Genomic DNA, 15,957 nt, shown 5'->3' on the forward strand with positions numbered 1-15,957 from the left:
GATGGCGGTTCACTAATGTTGCGCCGCAACCAGTGCTGCGGGGAACCATGTCCGATGCTGCCAAGACCTCAGGCATGACCCGGCTGCGGAATTATTTCCTGACAGGCTTCGTCGTCTGCGCGCCGCTGGCGATCACCGCCTATATCGCCTGGTCGTTTATCGGCTGGGTCGATTCCTGGGTGAAACCCTATATTCCGGCGCGCTATAACCCCGATAGCTATCTGCCGGCGCCGGTTCCGGGATTCGGCCTGATCGTCGCCTTGATCCTGATCACCCTGATCGGTTTCCTGACCGCCAACATCGTCGGCCGCGCCATCGTCGGCTTTGGCGAGCGCCTGCTTGGCCGCATGCCGCTGGTTCGCGGCATCTACGGCTCGCTGAAGCAGATCTTCGAGACCGTGCTGTCGAACAAGGGCGACATGTTCCGTCAGGTCGGACTGGTCGAATACCCGCGCAAGGGCGTCTGGTCGCTGGTCTTCGTCGCCAGCGAGAAGGAAACCGAGATCAACCACAAGCTCGATCAGGAAGGCAATCCGCTGATCGCAGTGTTCATGCCGTGCACCCCCAACCCGACCACCGGCTTTCTGATGTACGTGCCGAAATCCGATGTCGTGCCACTCGACATGACGATCGAGGATGGCGCCAAGCTGATCGTCTCGGCCGGGCTGGTAGCGCCGGAGGTGAAAACGCAAATGGTGACGTTGAACGGCAAGCCGATTGGCGTTCAGATCGCCAATCCGCCGGTGGGCGCCGGGCCTCAGCCGGCGCGCAAGAGCCGCACGGCCTCGTCGCGGCCAAACAAATAGAGCAGCATGCGAAGGGCGGTGCCGCGTTCGGATTGCAGTTCCGGATCGCGCGACAGGATCAGCCGCGCGTCGTCGCGGGCGGCTTCGAGCAGGTCGGCATGTGCCTCGATGCGTGCCACCTGGAAGCCCGGCGTGCCGGACTGGCGGGTGCCCAGCAGCTCGCCTTCGCCACGCAACTTCAGATCCTCCTCGGCGATGCGGAACCCGTCCTCGGTCTCACGCATCACCGACAGCCGGCGCGTTGCCGTCTCGCCGAGCGGATCCTTATAGAGCAGTACGCAGGCGGACGGTTTTTCGCCGCGCCCGACCCTGCCGCGCAATTGGTGCAGCTGGGCAAGGCCGAACCGCTCGGCATGCTCGATGACCATGATCGTCGCGTCCGGCACATCGACGCCGACCTCGATGACCGTGGTGGCGATCAGGATGCGTGTCTCGCCGGCCTTGAAGGCGCGCATCGCCTCGTCCTTGTCGGCGCCCTTCATGCGCCCGTGCACCAGGCCGACCTGGTCGCCGAACAGCTGATTCAGCGAGGCGAAACGGTCCTCCGCCGACATCAGCTTGATCTCCTCGGATTCCTCGACCAGCGGACAGATCCAGTAGATCTTCTGACCGTCGGCGACGGCGTCGCGCATGCGGCCGACCAGTTCGTCGAGCCGTTCGAGCGGCAAAGTGACGGTGCGGATCGGCTGGCGTCCGGCCGGCTTTTCCGTCAGCTTCGACACGTCCATGTCGCCGAAGGCGGTCAGCACCAGCGTGCGCGGGATCGGCGTTGCCGTCATCACCAGCATGTCTGGGGCGTCGCCCTTGGCGGTAATGGCAAGCCGCTGGTGGACGCCAAAACGGTGCTGCTCGTCGATGACGGCGAAGACGAGGTCGTGGAACGTGACCGTTTCCTGGAACAGCGCATGGGTGCCGACGACGATGTCGATCTCGCCATTCGCCAGGCCGGCCAGCGTGTCGGTCCGCTCGCGGCCCTTTTCGCGGCCGGTGAGGATGGCAACGCGCAGGCCCGCCTGTTCCGCCAAGGGCGCAATCGTCGCAAGATGCTGGCGCGCCAGGATTTCGGTCGGCGCCATCAGGGCGGCCTGGCCGCCGGCCTCCACCGCGCGCGCCATGGCGAGCAACGCCACAACCGTCTTGCCGGACCCGACATCGCCCTGCAGAAGCCGCAGCATGCGCTCGGGGTCGCCGAGATCGGCGTTGATTTCGGCCAGGGCGAATTCCTGGCTGGCAGTCAGCGAATAGGGCAGCGCCGAGCGCAGCTTTTCGACGATGCGGCTGTCGCCGACGAGCGGCCGGCCGGACAGGCGGCGGACTTTCGCCCGCACCAGCGCCAGCGACACCTGGCCCGCCAAAAACTCGTCATAGGCAAGCCGCCGCCACGCCGCGCTGTCGACGGACACGTCGATCGGGTCGGCGGGATTGTGGATACGGGCCAGCGCATCGCCGAAGGCCGGAAAGGTCTGGCGGCGCAGAAACGCGCCGTCTTGCCATTCCGGCAGCACCGGCAGGCGGCCGAGCGCCTGGCCGATTGCCCGGCGCAGCACCTTTCCCGAGAGCCCGGCGGTCAGCGGATAGACCGGCTCGACCAACGGCAGGTTTTCCGCTTCGCTGGCCAGCGCGATGTGGTCGGGATGGACCATGGATGGCCGGCCGTTGAACCATTCCGTGCGCCCGGAGACCACGACATGCTCGCCTACTGGCATCGCCTTTTCGAGATAGGCGGCGTGCGCATGGAAGAAGGTCAGCGCGATCTCGCCGGTGTCGTCATGGGCGTAGACCCTGTACGGCACCGACCGGTTGCCGCGCGGAGGCGGCTGGTGGCGGTCGATGCGCACGTCGAGGGTGACGATCGCGCCTTCGGCCGAGCCGGCGATACCCGGCCGGCTGCGGCGGTCGATCATCGTGTGAGGCAGCACGAACAGAAGATCGCCGGCGCGCGCCGCGCGATCACCGAGATTTGCCGGCACGACCTTCTCGATCAGCGCGCCGACCTTCGGTCCGACGCCGGCAAGCGAAATAATCGGGACAAACAGCGGATCGAGGAGGGAAGGGCGCATGATGTCAGCTTATGTCGCGACAGCCGCAGCGCAAGGCTGACACCGCCCTCTATCCACGCTATATGCGCCGCTTCAGGCAAGGAAGCGGCACGATGACGGGAACGAGACGATCAAGCGAGGGGCTCGACGCTCGCCGCAGCAAGCTCCTGTTCCGCTCATGGCATCGCGGCATGCGCGAGATGGACCTCATTCTCGGCAGTTTCGCCGATGCGCAGATTGACGCCTTGACCGGCGACGAACTCGACCAATATGAGGGGCTCCTCGACATTCCCGATACCGAATTCCTGGCCGTGCTCACCGGCGAACGCCCTGTTCCGGCCGATATCGACTGTGCCGTCCTGCAAAAGATCCTGGCGTCGCGCCAGGCGATGACATTCTGAACACGTGATTCCATGAGCCTCATTCCCACCATCGGCCTGCCGAAAGACCGCGCCGGCCAGTTCATCGTCGATGGCGTCGCCGACGGTTACGAAGCCTTTGCGCTGGTGCAGGCCGCGCACGAGATCGCGCCCGACAAGCCGGTGCTGTTCGTGGCGCGCGACGGCCAGCGTCTGCCTTCGATCGTCGAGGCTCTTTCATTCGCCGCGCCCGGCCTGCCGGTGCTTGAACTGCCGGCCTGGGACTGCCTGCCTTACGATCGCGTATCGCCCGGCTCGGATGCCGCCGCAAGGCGGCTCGACGCGCTCACCGCGATGATCGCGCTGGCGAAGAACCCACACCGTGCCGTCATCCTCACCACCGCCAATGCGCTTTTGCAGCGCATTCCGCCGGCGAGCCTTGTCGAGGCGCAGACGTTTCACGCCCAACCCGGCAACCAGATCGACATGAATGCGCTGGTGTCGCGGCTGGAAACATCCGGCTTCGAACGGGTGCCGACCGTGCGCGGCGTCGGCGAGTTCGCCGTGCGCGGCGGCATTCTGGATCTGTTCGCACCCGGCTGGACGGAAGCGCTGCGCCTCGATTTCTTCGGCGACACGCTGGAATCGATCCGCGTCTTCGACGCCGCCACGCAGCGCACCACCGGCCAGCGCAAGTCGATGGCGCTGCAGGCGATGAGCGAAGTGGCGCTGACGCCCGAAACCATCAGCCGTTTCCGCCGCTCCTATATCGAGGCCTTTGGCGCGCCCTCGCGCGACGATGGGCTCTATGCGGGGGTCAGCGAGGGACGGCGTTTTGCCGGCATGGAGCATTGGCTGCCGTTCTTCTACGAGCGGCTGGAGACGGTGTTCGACTATCTGCCGGATACGCCCGTGGTGTTCGACCATCTGGCGCATGAGGCGCTGGCGGAACGCCATACGCTGATCCTCGATCATTACGAGGCGCGCCGGAAACAGGCAGACGGGGCGCTTAAGGATGCCGTTCCGTACAAGCCAGTGCCGCCCGACCTGCTTTATCTGTCGCCCGAAAACCTCATCGCTTCGCTCGGGCCGCGCGAAGCGATCGACTTCACGCCCTTCGACGCGCCCGATGCCGGCGCGAGACAAGTCTTCCACGCCGGCTCCCGGCATGGCCGCAGCTTCGTCGAGGAACGCGCCGATCCCAACATCAACGTCTTCGACATCGTCGTAAAACACATCGCCGACGAGCGGGCCGCCCGCCGCCGCGTCATCGTCGCCGGCTGGACCGAAGGCTCGCTCGACCGCCTCGGCCAGATCCTTGTCGAACATCATCTCGGCAACCTCAAGCCGGTAGCCACGCTGGCCGAGGTGGAAAAGCTCGAAGTGGGGCAGGCGGGTCTTGCCGTGCTGCCGCTCGAGTCCGGCTTCGAGACCGAGAAACTGGTGGTCGTTGCCGAGCAGGACATTCTGGGCGACCGGCTGATCCGGCGCTCGAAGCGCAAGAAGCGTGCGTCCGACTTCATCGCCGAGGCCTCGGCGTTGTCCGCCGGCGACATCGTCGTCCATACCGACCACGGCATTGGCCGTTTCATCGGCCTGCGCACCATAGAGGCGGTCGGTGCGCCGCATGACTGCCTCGAAATCCATTATGCGGGCGACGACCGGCTGTTCCTGCCGGTTGAGAACATCGAGCTTCTGTCGCGCTACGGTTCGGATTCGGCCGAAGCGACCTTGGACAAGCTCGGCGGCGGCGCCTGGCAATCTAGAAAAGCGCGGCTGAAGCGGCGGCTGCTCGACATGGCCGGGCAACTGATCCGCATCGCCGCCGAGCGGCAGATGCGTGCCGCTCCCGCGCTGGTGCCGGCGGACGGCCTCTACGGCGAATTCGCCGCCCGCTTTCCCTATGAGGAAACCGACGATCAGCAGATGGCGATCGATTCGGTCATGGACGATCTGGGCGCCGGAAAGCCGATGGACCGGCTGATCTGCGGCGATGTCGGCTTCGGCAAGACCGAAGTTGCGCTTCGCGCCGCCTTCATCGCGGCGATGGAAGGGTTTCAGGTCGCGGTGGTGGTGCCGACGACGCTGTTGTCACGCCAGCATTTCAAGACCTTCTCGCAGCGCTTCTCCGGCCTGCCGATCCGCGTCGCCCAGGCTTCGCGACTGGTCGGCGCCAAGGAATTGGCCGAGACCAAGAAGGGCATCGCCGAAGGCACGGTCGACATCGTCGTCGGCACTCATGCGCTGCTCGGCGCCTCGATCTCGTTCAAGAACCTCGGCCTCCTGATCATCGACGAGGAGCAGCACTTTGGCGTCAAGCACAAGGAACGGCTGAAGGATCTGAAGACCGATGTCCATGTGCTGACGTTGTCTGCAACGCCGATCCCGCGCACGCTGCAGCTGGCGCTGACCGGCGTGCGCGAGCTGTCGCTGATCGCCACGCCGCCGGTCGACCGGCTGGCGGTGCGCACCTTCATCTCGCCCTTCGACCCGCTGGTCATCCGCGAGACCCTGCTCCGGGAACGCTACCGCGGCGGTCATTCCTTCTATGTCGTGCCGCGCATCAGTGATCTCTCGGAAATCCATGATTTCCTTCGTGAATCGGTGCCCGAGCTGAAAGTGGCCGTCGCTCACGGCCAGATGCCGCCCGGCGAGCTCGACGACATCATGAACGCCTTCTACGACGGCCAGTACGACGTGCTGTTGTCGACCACCATCGTCGAATCCGGCCTCGATATCCCGACCGCCAACACGCTGATCGTGCATCGCGCCGACATGTTCGGCCTGTCGCAGCTCTACCAGTTGCGCGGCCGTGTCGGCCGCTCGAAGGTGCGCGCCTATGCGCTGTTCACGCTGCCGGCCAACCGCAAGCTGACCGACACCGCCGAGCGGAGGCTGAAGGTGCTGCAGTCGCTCGACACACTGGGCGCCGGCTTCCAGCTTGCCAGCCACGATCTCGACATCCGCGGCGCCGGCAATCTTCTTGGAGAGGAACAGTCCGGCCACATCAAGGAGGTCGGCTTCGAACTCTACCAGCAGATGCTGGAGGAAGCGGTGGCCGAGGTCAAGGATTCCGGCGAGGTGCAGGACGGCGGCTGGTCGCCGCAGATCGCCGTCGGCACGGCGGTGATGATCCCCGAGAGCTATGTTCCGGATCTGCAGCTGCGGCTGGCGCTCTACCGGCGCCTCGGCGATCTCGAAAACACCGAGGAGATCGACGCCTTCGGCGCCGAACTGATCGACCGGTTCGGACCGCTGCCGGAGGAGGTGAAGCATCTCTTGAAGATCGTCTTCATCAAGGCGCTCTGCCGCAAGGCCAATGTCGAAAAACTCGACGCCGGGCCAAAGGGCGTCGTCATTCATTTCCGTAAGCGCGAGTTTTCCAATCCTGTCGGGCTGGTCACGTTCATCGGCGAGCAGGGCTCGCTGGCCAAGATCCGGCCGGACCACAGCGTCGTCTTCGTCCGCGACTGGTCGACGCCCGAAAAGCGGCTGGCAGGGTCCGCGGTCGTCATGACGCAATTGGCAAGGCTGGCGGAGAAGGCGGCTTAGCACCTGCATGCCTTTGAGATTGGCCGAAACGCCCATGGCGTCGTCATCCCAGGGCGAAGCAGGAGCGAGGCTTCGTCGCGAAGACCCTGGGATGACGAAGTTGGGGAAGCTTCGGCCAATTGCTGGCGTTCAGCGCATTCGCCACTGCTTAAATTCCGGTCTAGAATAGGAAATCGGCTTCGTGTATGGAGCCGCGATCCCCATATGGGGCGAAATGGCGGGCGATGACGCCGGTTGGAAAGAGCTTTGGGTGCAACGATGACGAAATGGTCGCCGAATTCGTGGAGAGCAAAGCCGATCCAGCAGGTTCCTGCCTATCCGGATCTTGCAGCGCTGAGGAACACGGAAGCCCAGCTCGCCACCTTTCCGCCGCTGGTTTTTGCAGGTGAGGCACGCAAGCTGAAGAAGCAGCTTGCGACCGTCGCTGCCGGTGACGCATTCCTTCTCCAGGGCGGCGATTGCGCCGAGAGCTTTGCCGAGCATGGCGCGGACAACATCCGCGATTTCTTCCGCGTCTTCCTGCAGATGTCCGTGGTGCTGACCTTCGCCGGCGCGCAGCCGGTGGTGAAGGTCGGCCGTGTCGCCGGCCAGTTCGCCAAGCCGCGCTCGTCCGACAACGAGACCAAGGGCGGCGTGACGCTGCCCAGCTATCGCGGCGACATCATCAACGGCATCGAATTCGACGCCAAGTCGCGCATTCCGGACCCTGCACGCCAGGAGATGGCGTACCGCCAGTCGGCGGCGACGCTCAACCTGTTGCGCGCCTTCGCGCAGGGCGGCTACGCCAGCCTGGAAAACGTGCATCAATGGATGCTCGGCTTCGTGTCCGACAGCCCGCAGGGCGAGAAATACGGTGCGCTCGCCAACCGCATCACCGAGACGATGGACTTCATGAAGGCCGTCGGCATCACCTCGGAGACCAATTACGCGCTGCGCGAGACCGATTTCTACACCAGCCACGAGGCGCTGCTGCTCGGCTACGAGGAGGCGCTGACCCGCGTCGATTCGACCTCCGGCGACTGGTACGCCACATCAGGCCATATGATCTGGATCGGCGACCGTACCCGCCAGCCCGACCATGCGCATGTCGAATACTGCCGCGGCATCAAGAACCCGCTCGGCCTGAAATGCGGCCCGTCACTGACGCCGGACGGCCTGCTGCAGCTCATCGACCTGCTCAACCCGGAGAACGAGCCCGGCCGGCTGACGCTGATCGCGCGCTTCGGCTCCGACAAGGTCGCCGAGCATCTGCCGAAACTGGTGCGCGCGGTGAAGAAGGAAGGCCGTAGCGTGGTGTGGTCGTCGGACCCGATGCATGGCAACACCATCGAGGCCGCCGGCTACAAGACGCGGCCGTTCGACCGCATCCTGAAGGAGGTGCAGACCTTCTTCGAGGTGCATCGCGCCGAAGGCACGCATCCGGGCGGCATCCATGTCGAGATGACCGGCAAGAACGTCACCGAATGCACCGGTGGCGCCCGCGCCATCACCGCCGAGGAGCTACAGGACCGCTACCACACCCATTGCGACCCGCGCCTCAACGCCGACCAAGCGATCGAACTTGCGTTCCTGGTGTCGGACCTGCTCAAGAAGAGCCACCCGGTTCCCCACAAGCAGGCCGTCAACGGCTGATTTCAGCCGCCATTGATCAAGGAGCGCTGGAGAAATCCCCAGCCCCTTAAGAACCCGGATCATTGGACGGCTCATCGCCGCCGGGTGTCTTCGGGCTACCTACCTTAGCTTCCGCCATGTTCTTGAGGGCTCTGATCCGCCTATGCCGTGGTTCCATGCGCTCTTGAAGCACTCGAACGACAATGACGCCGATCGTCTCGTCCGAAAGGCGACCCCTCAGATAATAAAGGCAATCCGCAGCACCTCCGCGCCTTCTCGCAGCAATCTCCAGGTGCAGCAGTCGAACACCTGTGCCGAGTTCGGCGCGCTCGATGAAACCTGGTCCCGGCCCGTTCTTCCGGTTTGACGCTCGATGCCCATCATGCTGGTCCGCGGAGCGTCACAGGCTGGCTTACATCCTTCTGAAGGATTCCCTTCCGGCCAAGATAGATAAAATTCTGCATTTCGCTCCCGAACCGGAGATCCAGAATTGGCTCGAGGGACGTTGCACCGAGTATCACACTGCCGATCTTATGGATCCACGAGTTATGCAAGGGTCGACATTCAGGACATGCCGTTTGAGGACAATACCTACGATCTCCTCGGGTGCTCGCACGTTCTTGAACACGTCCCCGATGACCGAAGGGCTCTGAGCGAAATCCGCCGTATCCTCGCCCCAAACGGCATTGCCGTGATTCAGGTACCTCTTTGGGAATCTAAAACCATCGAAGGCGACCTTGCAACCTCCGAACGCCTGCGGGTCTATTATCAGGAAGACCACCTTCGCCGTTACGGAACCGATATTCTGGAGCGGCTGTCCATGGATGGACTTTCTGTCAGCGTCCGCAATGTTCAAGCGCTGGAACTTCAGTTGGTATTGAAGTGCTCGCTGAACGACATGGCGAGCAACGATGTTTTCCTTCTCAGGAAGCTCGCCTGACATCGCTCGGCGTCTCCCGCTGCCCGCGCGGGCCGGCCGCTGTGTACAAGCCGTGCCGTGGAACATGCCCGCCGCATGTCGCATTTGCTTGGGCACGGCCGCTGCAAAACTGGAATCCTGGCGAGGATGCCGCTGCCACGGACGGCGATTTGGCATGGCGATTTCGTTTGGAGGCCGGGATGGGTGACAATCACAGCGGATCATGCCTGTGCGGAGCCGTGCGCTTCAGGACGCGAGGCCAGCTGCGCGGTGTCGTCTATTGCCATTGTTCTCAGTGCCGCAAGCAGACCGGACATTTCGTCGCCGCAACCGCCGCCAAGGACGCCGACATCGATATCGAAGGGAAGGATGCGCTCACCTGGTATGGTGCGTCCGATGTGGCCAAGCGCGGGTTCTGCGGCACCTGCGGTTCGCTGCTGTTCTGGAAGCATGGCGAACTGGACTCGATTTCGATCATGGCCGGCTCCTTCGACAGGCCGTCCGGCCTTTCCGGCCAAAGCCACATCTTCGTCGGCGACAAGGGCGACTATTATTCGATCGACGATGCGCTGCCGCAGTTCGAGACATCGGCCCCATCGATCAAGGTGGCGGACGAATGATTTTTGGACAAACCGCCTTATTCCATTGATCCGGCCATTGCGGTATCCCCTGCCGGTGATTCGGAAAGGAACTGCGCATGCAGCGGCTGATCGATGCTTTCTTCAATTCAGTGCGGGCGTTCCAGAAATTGGCCGCCAGCGAAAAAGCCTTCCAGCAGGAGCTGATGCTGCTCGTGCTTGCCTTGCCGCTCGGCTGGTTTGTTTCGGTATCGTGGCGCGGCTATGCGCTGCTGGTCGGCGCGGTGCTGCTGCTGATCATGGTCGAAGTGCTGAACACCGGCATCGAGGCCGCATGCGATGCGTTCAGCCGGGAATTCAACGTCGACATCCAGCTCGCCAAGGATTGCGGCTCGCTGGCGGTGCTGATTTCGGTGGTTATCGTCGCCGGCGTCTGGGGCATCGCCATCATCGAGCGCATTACGGGACTAGCGATCTAAAGCGCGTCGCGTTTGACCGGCCTCATGCGACGCGCTTTAGGTTGTTGCTTTTATGCCTGTCGTCATCGCAAAGCCGCTGCACACTTTTGCGCGACATACACTAGCACTTCAGGCGCTCTTCGGTTTCTTCTGCGGACGCGCGCGTTCAGCGGCAGCTCGCACCGAAATGTTCAGTGCCACGGCGGCGCGAATGAGCGCCTTCAACGCCTCTTCATCGATCTCGTCGCTCTCATGGATATCGATGGCGCGCCTGGTGTTGCCTTCGAGGCTGGAGTTGAAGAGGCCTGAAGGGTCCTCCAGCGAGGCGCCCTTGGCGAAGGTCATCTTCACGACATTCCTGTACGTCTCGCCGGTGCAGATGATTCCCGCGTGCTCCCACACCGGAACCCCTCTCCACTTCCACGCCTCGACCACTTCGGCATCGGCCTGTTTGATGAGGGTCCGAACCCGAGCGAGCATCTTGCCCCGCCAATCGCTCAGCTCCTCGATTCTGGCGTCTATCAGCTGAGAGGGAGAGGCTTCTGCCTTTGCTTCCTCCGGGCTGCTTTTCTTCATGGTGGTGTCGCTTTCTCTAGGGATTGTTGTCGTTCGCCCATCACTTGAATATCGCTAGTCGGCACCTGGTACCATCAGGGATCTTCGACGCGCTGGCCGCTCACAGTCGTTCGCCCGGCAACTGGCTGGCTTGCTTCACCCAGGCAGCGAACTGAGCTTCGTCGAGCTGGTCCTCGTAGACATCGAGGTAGCGCACTTCCTTGTGCTTGGATTCCCCGGGAGGAACAGGACGCAGCGACGTGCCTCGGAAGAAGGTCACCTTGATGTAGCGGGCGAAGACATGGAACGACAGGAACCAGCCCTGGCCCTCGATGCCGTATAATGGCGAGTTCCATTTGACTGCCTTGTGCACGCCGGGGACGGTGCGCACGATGAGCGCGTCGAGGCGTCGCCCGACGTCGCTTTTCCAACCCGGCATGGCCGCGATGTAAGCCTGCACGGGGGCGTCGCCGTATCCCTTTGGGATCTGAGGGTTGCCGCCTGAGAGGAGCAGCGGCTTCGCAGCGACCTGCTTGGTGTCAACCTTCCTTGCGGCCTTCGTTGGCTTGATGGACGTCTTGTCGGTCATTGCGTTCACTCCACTGATAGACTTGACTCCGGGGATGTGTTGATACCCCGGAGCAAGATGAGCTCACGTTGGTCGATCCTCATACTTCCTTGCCACGCTCCTTTTTGGCAATGGCGTGAGCGACGAGCCAAGCCATGACGGCTACGCCCAAGCCGATGGCCAGAGCCGCCAGCAGACGTTCGTGACGGGCCAGCGCCTGGCCGATGATGCGTTCCGCGCCCAGCCCGAAGACATAGCCGATGGTGCCAAACAATGCGGCCCAGACCGCCGATGAGAGGGCGTTGAGAATGACAAAGCGCGTCACGCCTATGCTCGAGAAGCCGGCGGCAATGCCGCCCACCAGGCGCAAGCCATAGATATAGCGGTTCGACAGCACGAAGATGTTGGGGTGTGACGAGACGAGTCGGTAGGCATGGCTGAAGCCCGGCCTTGCCTTCAGCTTGAGAACGGATGGATGATCGGCGAAGCTTCGGCCGAGGATGAAGAAGAGCATGTCGCCGGCAAAGGCGCCGCCGGCCGCCGCGAGGAAGGCCTGCCACAGGACGAAAACATGCTGATGCGCGAAGAAACCGCCAAGGAGGGCGGCGCTTTCGCCCTCGGCGACGCAGCCCAAAAAGACGGCGATCAGACCGTACTGCTCGATGAGGTTATGGATGGCGTCCGTCATCAACGCGTCCGCGGCTTCGACAGAGTTTCGTCGATCCGCTTCACCTGTTCGGCCATCCGCGCGATCTCATCACGCATGCCGACGATCTGGCTGTGGCGCAGTTCGTCGAGCTTTTCATGCAACGCCATGATCTCGATCTCGGCCTTGAGATTGACCTCGTAATCATGGGCGGCGTCGACGCGGTCGCGCGCGGCCTGGCGGTTTTGCGACATCATGATCACCGGCGCCTGCAGGGCGGCGATCATCGACAGGACGAGATTGAGGAAAATGAAAGGGTAAGGGTCGAATGAATCGCGCCCCAGCAGCCACCAGTTGGCACCGATCCAGAGCGTCAGAAAGGCGATAAAGGACAGGATGAACGTCCATGAGCCGCCGACTCGCGCGATGGCGTCGGCGATCCGGTCGCCTGCATTCTGTGTGCCGGCAAGGCTGTCGTTGATGTTCTGCGATACCGGCTGGCGATCGACGGCGCTCTGCAGCACCCGTTTCTCAAGCTCGCTTAAATTCTCCGGCTCCAGCCCCAGCCAACGGTTGGCCAATTCGGGCACGGTCTTGTTCATGGATGTCTCCATACGAAAAGCATCGGCTTGGCAGTCTCGTTTCCATATAGGAAGATGCCGTCAAAAGCGCGGCGTGAGGAGGGAAACAGGATGCCCGATTTCGCGAAAATCCGCGCCCGCGCGGCAAAACGCAAGGGCGGTGAAGAGACGCTTGCCTCGCTCCTGGGTCCCATGCCCGACAATGCCGCGGTGGCTGACATCACCGACGACCGCATCCTCTCGACCATGGCCGAGCGTGTTTTCGCCGCTGGTTTCGTCTGGCGCGTCATCGAGCAGAAATGGCCTGGTTTCGAAGAAGCGTTCCTCCGCTTCGAGCCGAAGCGGCTGTTGTTCCAGCCGGACGATTTCTGGCACGACCTGGCGTTCGACGAGCGCATCGTGCGCAATCCGCAGAAGATCAAGTCGGTTCGCGAAAACGCGGCCTTCGTCGAGCGCGTGTCGAAGGAGCGTGGCGGCTTCGGCAGGTTCCTCGCCGATTGGCCTGAAGACGACCAGGTCGGCCTGATGGCCTATCTCGGCAAGCATGGCAGCCGGCTCGGCGGCAACACCGGCCAGTATTTCCTGCGCTGGCTGGAATGGGACGCCTTCATCATCTCGGCCGACATGGCGGCCGCGCTGCGCGACGCCGGGCTCGACATTGCCGAGAGCCCGGCGTCGAAGCGGGATCTCGACAAGATCCAGAGCCAGATTAATGCCTGGGCCGCCGAAACCGGCCTGCCGCGCCGGCACATCTCGCGCATTCTGGCGATGTCGATCGGCGAGAACCATTCGCCGGAAGCGTTGCGGGAATATATGGGTGAGTAGGGCGATCGGCTTCGATCGGTCCGACACGAATGACATAAATCATTCGGTCCGGGTGGTCCAAACGAACGCCATTGCCCGGCGAATTCTGCCGCGCTAAGTCAGCAGGCATGACCAACAAGACCGCTCCTGACATTCTGCGCATCGCCGTCGCCCAGCTCAACCCGACGGTCGGCGATGTATCGGGCAACCTCGCCAAGGCGCGCGAGGCGAGGGCGGATGCCGCCCGTCAGGGCGCCGACCTCGTGCTGTTCACCGAGCTTTTCCTCGCCGGCTATCCGCCCGAGGATCTGGTGCTGAAACCGGCGTTCCTGAAGGCCTGCGAGCGGGCGGCGCAGGATTTCGCCGGCGATACCGCCGATGGCGGACCGGGCGTCATCATCGGCACGCCGCTGAAGCGCAAGAGCGGCACGCACAATTCGATCATCTTTGCCGATGGCGGCAAGATCCTCGCCGAGCGCTACAAGCTCGATCTGCCGAACTACGGCGAATTCGACGAGAAGCGCGTCTTTCAGGCCGGCCCTGAAATCCAGGGGCCGGTCAATTTCCGCGGCGTGCGCCTGGGGATTCCGATCTGCGAAGACATCTGGGGCGATGTCGCCGTCTGCGAAACGCTCGCCGAAAGCGGCGCGGAAATCCTGCTGGTGCCGAACGGTTCGCCCTATTATCGCGGCAAGGTCGATGTCCGCCACCAGATCGTCATTCGCCAGGTCATCGAATGCGGATTGCCGATCATCTACGCCAACCAGCTCGGTGGCCAGGATGAGCTGATCTTCGACGGCGCCTCGTTTGCCATAGGTTCCGACAAGACGCTGGCCTTCCAGATGAGCCAGTTCGAGGAGACGGTCAACGTCACCACCTGGACGAGGAACCGCGCCGCCGCAGGCGCGCAAAGTGGAAATAATCCAGACGGCTGGATCTGCTCCGACGGACCGATGTCGAAGATCCCGGAAAAGGAGGAGGCGGATTATCGCGCCTGCATGCTGGGCCTGCGCGACTACGTCAACAAGAACGGTTTCAAGAACGTCGTGCTCGGCCTTTCCGGCGGCATCGATTCGGCGATCTGCGCCGCCCTTGCCGTCGATGCGCTCGGCGAGGAGCGGTTGCGCGCCGTGATGATGCCGTATCGCTATACCTCCAGAGATTCACTGAAGGATGCCGAGGACTGCGCCCGCGCGCTCGGCTGCCGCTACGATATCGTGCCGATCTTCGAGCCGGTCGAGGGGTTTTTGCACGCGCTGACGCAGATGTTCGAAGGCACCAAGGAAGGCATCACCGAGGAGAACCTGCAAAGCCGCGCACGCGGCACCATCTTGATGGCGATCTCCAACAAGTTCGGCTCGATGGTGGTCACCACCGGCAACAAGAGCGAGATGTCGGTCGGTTACGCCACGCTCTACGGCGACATGAATGGCGGCTTCAATCCGATCAAGGACCTCTACAAGATGCAGGTCTACGCGCTGGCGCGCTGGCGCAACGGCCAGGTGCCGCCGGGCGCGCTGGGACCCTCCGGCGAGGTGATCCCGAACAACATCATCGACAAGGCGCCGTCGGCGGAGCTGCGCGAGAACCAGACGGATCAGGATTCGCTGCCGCCCTATCCGGTGCTGGACGACATATTGGAGTGTCTGGTCGAGAACGAGATGGGTGTCGACGACATCGTTGCGCGCGGTCATGACAGGGCGACGGTGACGCGCGTCGAGCATCTGCTCTACATCGCCGAATACAAGCGCCGGCAGGCAGCGCCCGGCGTGAAGATCACCAAGAAGAATTTCGGCCGCGACCGCCGCTATCCCATCACCAACCGGTTCAGGGATGGCGGATAGACCTGGCAATTTCTGATTGTGAAATCAGCTTCGACGTCTCACGGATCGACTTCCGGGCGACCTCCGACCTGTTGATGGCAAAGCTACTGGGGCAGCGAGCGCTGCGACGAGATCCATCGCCGCGCCTTTGCCAACTCGCTTTGCGTTGTGGGCCTATCTCGACGGCAACCAGGTCGGCTTCGGCCGGGCAATCACCGACCGCACGGTTTTCGCGTATCTGGCCGACGTCATCATCTGGCCGGAATATCGCGGGCGAGGCATCGGAACGCGGCTTGTCCAGGCGCTTATCGATCACCCGGATTGCAGGACAGTCATCCACTGGAGCCTGTCAACCAACGACGCACACGGGCTGTACGAAAAAGCTCGGTTTCAGGCCATCCACCGATGGCCGCTATATGCGGATCGACCGCCTTCCGACAGCCTGAACAACGAGGACGTGCACAACCCGCGATTGTTGCAAAATCGCCTCACTATTTGGACCAGATGTGTTTTGGCGGCTGTCTGCCTTGGCGACATGTTGAGGCATCTCTATAAGAACGACTCCGCGATTCCCTTGTGGGAGGTCCCGAATGCCACGATTTGACATCGTTATGCGAGGCCGCGAAGCCTAGGTCTCGGTTGGCGCGCCGGAAGGTTT

The 15,957-nt window shown here is 63.0% G+C and carries 16 protein-coding genes; 10 read left to right on the plus strand and 6 right to left on the minus strand.

The annotated features are described in order from the left end of the window. The first annotated feature begins 47 nt into the window (after positions 1-47). Positions 48-806 (plus strand): DUF502 domain-containing protein, encoded by a 759-nt coding sequence (locus AC0NID_RS20865; protein ID WP_473456817.1) that lies wholly within the window; start codon positions 48-50, stop codon positions 804-806. Here AC0NID_RS20865 and recG read toward each other — a convergent pair. Beyond that, positions 758-2,866: an ATP-dependent DNA helicase RecG gene (gene recG / locus AC0NID_RS20870; protein WP_473456818.1), complete on the minus strand. Its 2,109-nt coding sequence runs from the start codon at positions 2,864-2,866 to the stop codon at positions 758-760. The genes AC0NID_RS20865 and recG overlap by 49 nt on opposite strands. A gap of 92 nt (positions 2,867-2,958) precedes the next feature. Here recG and AC0NID_RS20875 point away from each other — a divergent pair, with 92 nt between their 5' ends. From AC0NID_RS20875 to AC0NID_RS20885, 3 genes are all read left to right on the plus strand, one after another. After that, positions 2,959-3,246 (plus strand): FAD assembly factor SdhE, encoded by a 288-nt coding sequence (locus AC0NID_RS20875; protein ID WP_473456937.1) that lies wholly within the window; start codon positions 2,959-2,961, stop codon positions 3,244-3,246. Positions 3,247-3,258: 12 nt separating this feature from the next. Further along, positions 3,259-6,756 carry a transcription-repair coupling factor gene (gene mfd / locus AC0NID_RS20880; protein WP_473456819.1) on the plus strand — a complete coding sequence of 1,166 codons (3,498 nt, stop codon included), beginning with the start codon at positions 3,259-3,261 and terminating at the stop codon, positions 6,754-6,756. A 258-nt stretch (positions 6,757-7,014) separates the two neighbouring features. After that, complete coding sequence (locus tag AC0NID_RS20885; RefSeq protein WP_473456820.1) at positions 7,015-8,388, plus strand: class II 3-deoxy-7-phosphoheptulonate synthase; 1,374 nt, start codon at positions 7,015-7,017, stop codon at positions 8,386-8,388. Between the two features lie 216 nt (positions 8,389-8,604). On the opposite strand, the gene AC0NID_RS20890 is transcribed toward AC0NID_RS20885, so the two are convergent. Next, the gene (locus AC0NID_RS20890) at positions 8,605-8,748 is read right to left on the minus strand and encodes a hypothetical protein (protein ID WP_473456822.1); all 144 of its coding nucleotides are present in this window, start codon (positions 8,746-8,748) and stop codon (positions 8,605-8,607) included. A gap of 190 nt (positions 8,749-8,938) precedes the next feature. Between AC0NID_RS20890 and AC0NID_RS20895 the strand changes: the two genes are divergently transcribed. The 3 genes from AC0NID_RS20895 to AC0NID_RS20905 all read left to right on the plus strand — a co-directional run bounded on the left by AC0NID_RS20895 (position 8,939) and on the right by AC0NID_RS20905 (position 10,343). Continuing rightward, positions 8,939-9,307 carry a class I SAM-dependent methyltransferase gene (locus AC0NID_RS20895; protein ID WP_474033324.1) on the plus strand — a complete coding sequence of 123 codons (369 nt, stop codon included), beginning with the start codon at positions 8,939-8,941 and terminating at the stop codon, positions 9,305-9,307. A 179-nt stretch (positions 9,308-9,486) separates the two neighbouring features. Further along, positions 9,487-9,906 carry a GFA family protein gene (locus tag AC0NID_RS20900; RefSeq protein ID WP_473456823.1) on the plus strand — a complete coding sequence of 140 codons (420 nt, stop codon included), beginning with the start codon at positions 9,487-9,489 and terminating at the stop codon, positions 9,904-9,906. A 77-nt stretch (positions 9,907-9,983) separates the two neighbouring features. Next, positions 9,984-10,343, plus strand: a complete 360-nt coding sequence (locus AC0NID_RS20905) for a diacylglycerol kinase (RefSeq protein ID WP_473456824.1) — start codon at positions 9,984-9,986, stop codon at positions 10,341-10,343. Between the two features lie 108 nt (positions 10,344-10,451). On the opposite strand, the gene AC0NID_RS20910 is transcribed toward AC0NID_RS20905, so the two are convergent. The 4 genes from AC0NID_RS20910 to AC0NID_RS20925 form a co-directional block, all read right to left on the minus strand. Continuing rightward, a complete protein-coding gene (locus AC0NID_RS20910) occupies positions 10,452-10,898 on the minus strand; it encodes a DUF1801 domain-containing protein (RefSeq protein WP_473456825.1) in 447 nt (148 codons plus the stop codon). 100 nt (positions 10,899-10,998) lie between these two features. Beyond that, the gene (locus AC0NID_RS20915; protein ID WP_473456826.1) at positions 10,999-11,466 is read right to left on the minus strand and encodes a DUF1801 domain-containing protein; all 468 of its coding nucleotides are present in this window, start codon (positions 11,464-11,466) and stop codon (positions 10,999-11,001) included. A 79-nt stretch (positions 11,467-11,545) separates the two neighbouring features. Further along, positions 11,546-12,133, minus strand: a complete 588-nt coding sequence (locus AC0NID_RS20920) for a DedA family protein (protein ID WP_473456827.1) — start codon at positions 12,131-12,133, stop codon at positions 11,546-11,548. Continuing rightward, positions 12,133-12,693: a DUF1003 domain-containing protein gene (locus AC0NID_RS20925; RefSeq protein ID WP_473456828.1), complete on the minus strand. Its 561-nt coding sequence runs from the start codon at positions 12,691-12,693 to the stop codon at positions 12,133-12,135. Before AC0NID_RS20925 ends, AC0NID_RS20920 begins: the two co-directional genes overlap by 1 nt. Before the next feature lie 90 nt (positions 12,694-12,783). Here AC0NID_RS20925 and AC0NID_RS20930 point away from each other — a divergent pair, with 90 nt between their 5' ends. From AC0NID_RS20930 to AC0NID_RS20940, 3 genes are all read left to right on the plus strand, one after another. Next, the gene (locus AC0NID_RS20930) at positions 12,784-13,497 is read left to right on the plus strand and encodes a DNA-3-methyladenine glycosylase I (RefSeq protein ID WP_473456829.1); all 714 of its coding nucleotides are present in this window, start codon (positions 12,784-12,786) and stop codon (positions 13,495-13,497) included. Between the two features lie 107 nt (positions 13,498-13,604). Continuing rightward, positions 13,605-15,320 carry an NAD+ synthase gene (locus tag AC0NID_RS20935; protein ID WP_473456830.1) on the plus strand — a complete coding sequence of 572 codons (1,716 nt, stop codon included), beginning with the start codon at positions 13,605-13,607 and terminating at the stop codon, positions 15,318-15,320. A 145-nt stretch (positions 15,321-15,465) separates the two neighbouring features. Continuing rightward, on the plus strand, positions 15,466-15,903 hold the full coding sequence (locus AC0NID_RS20940) for a GNAT family N-acetyltransferase (RefSeq protein ID WP_473456831.1): 438 nt from the start codon (positions 15,466-15,468) through the stop codon (positions 15,901-15,903). Positions 15,904-15,957: the final 54 nt, after the last annotated feature.

This window comes from Mesorhizobium sp. WSM4821 (assembly GCF_055901555.1).

What these genes read in the sequence shown, in the direction of transcription:
- AC0NID_RS20865 (WP_473456817.1), top strand. Translation starts at nt 48, where the DNA reads ATGTCCGATGCTGCCAAGACCTCAGGCATGACCCGGCTGCGGAATTAT.
- recG (WP_473456818.1), bottom strand. Translation starts at nt 2,866, where the DNA reads ATGCGCCCTTCCCTCCTCGATCCGCTGTTTGTCCCGATTATTTCGCTT.
- AC0NID_RS20875 (WP_473456937.1), top strand. Translation starts at nt 2,959, where the DNA reads ATGACGGGAACGAGACGATCAAGCGAGGGGCTCGACGCTCGCCGCAGC.
- mfd (WP_473456819.1), top strand. Translation starts at nt 3,259, where the DNA reads ATGAGCCTCATTCCCACCATCGGCCTGCCGAAAGACCGCGCCGGCCAG.
- AC0NID_RS20885 (WP_473456820.1), top strand. Translation starts at nt 7,015, where the DNA reads ATGACGAAATGGTCGCCGAATTCGTGGAGAGCAAAGCCGATCCAGCAG.
- AC0NID_RS20890 (WP_473456822.1), bottom strand. Translation starts at nt 8,748, where the DNA reads ATGGGCATCGAGCGTCAAACCGGAAGAACGGGCCGGGACCAGGTTTCA.
- AC0NID_RS20895 (WP_474033324.1), top strand. Translation starts at nt 8,939, where the DNA reads ATGCCGTTTGAGGACAATACCTACGATCTCCTCGGGTGCTCGCACGTT.
- AC0NID_RS20900 (WP_473456823.1), top strand. Translation starts at nt 9,487, where the DNA reads ATGGGTGACAATCACAGCGGATCATGCCTGTGCGGAGCCGTGCGCTTC.
- AC0NID_RS20905 (WP_473456824.1), top strand. Translation starts at nt 9,984, where the DNA reads ATGCAGCGGCTGATCGATGCTTTCTTCAATTCAGTGCGGGCGTTCCAG.
- AC0NID_RS20910 (WP_473456825.1), bottom strand. Translation starts at nt 10,898, where the DNA reads ATGAAGAAAAGCAGCCCGGAGGAAGCAAAGGCAGAAGCCTCTCCCTCT.
- AC0NID_RS20915 (WP_473456826.1), bottom strand. Translation starts at nt 11,466, where the DNA reads ATGACCGACAAGACGTCCATCAAGCCAACGAAGGCCGCAAGGAAGGTT.
- AC0NID_RS20920 (WP_473456827.1), bottom strand. Translation starts at nt 12,133, where the DNA reads ATGACGGACGCCATCCATAACCTCATCGAGCAGTACGGTCTGATCGCC.
- AC0NID_RS20925 (WP_473456828.1), bottom strand. Translation starts at nt 12,693, where the DNA reads ATGAACAAGACCGTGCCCGAATTGGCCAACCGTTGGCTGGGGCTGGAG.
- AC0NID_RS20930 (WP_473456829.1), top strand. Translation starts at nt 12,784, where the DNA reads ATGCCCGATTTCGCGAAAATCCGCGCCCGCGCGGCAAAACGCAAGGGC.
- AC0NID_RS20935 (WP_473456830.1), top strand. Translation starts at nt 13,605, where the DNA reads ATGACCAACAAGACCGCTCCTGACATTCTGCGCATCGCCGTCGCCCAG.